Origin of the sequence: Bartonella sp. CL71SXKL, from assembly GCF_042194935.1 — a bacterium.
In the GTDB taxonomy this organism is placed as follows: domain Bacteria; phylum Pseudomonadota; class Alphaproteobacteria; order Rhizobiales; family Rhizobiaceae; genus Bartonella.
This window is the reverse complement of sequence record NZ_JBHINI010000141.1, coordinates 1-592: the sequence shown is the minus strand read 5'-3', so window position 1 is coordinate 592 and position 592 is coordinate 1. Positions and strand designations below refer to the sequence as shown.

General features: G+C 49.7%; 1 protein-coding gene. It reads left to right on the top strand.

Annotated features, from left to right (window positions below; genetic code table 11):
* The coding region (locus tag ACFILA_RS09950; protein ID WP_375661174.1) for a DUF4815 domain-containing protein at positions 1-592 on the top strand (592 nt) is incomplete at both ends.

Genomic DNA, 592 nt, shown 5'->3' with positions numbered 1-592 from the left:
TTGACAGATCTCGCGGCAAAGAGGAACAACAAAGCGTGGTGTTTTATGGCACGCGTCCCTTTATTCAAAGTGGTGAATTGAATGAGGTTCAAACCATCATCAGGGGGCGGCATGACCGCTTGGGGCGCCTTGTGGCACAAGAAGGAGACCGCGTTGAACGGGCTGATGCATTTGTCAACAAAGAAACAAAGACCGTCACTTTAACGGATGGCAAAATTTATATCGCAGGCGATATTTTCCCCGTTGCACCAGCTGTACTCAACAATGTTGCCATGATTGGGCGCTTGGAAATTGGTGTGAAGCTGCAAAAAAAATGGATAACCCATGAGGATGATCCAGAGTTGTTGGGGCAAGTCCCTGGCACATTGGCAGAAGGAGAGCCTGGTGCCGCACGCGAAACAGCACAGCTTGTTTGGGCACTAAAAGAGGATGCGCAGAATGGCACTTTCTTTCCGGTTTATATCTTACAAGATGGTGTTCTGATTGATCAAAAATCCCCATCACTGCTTGAACCTGCCATGCAAGCCATTGCGACGTACGACCGCGCCCATGGACATTATATCGTGAGTGGCTGCCGTGTGAGCGCATTGGG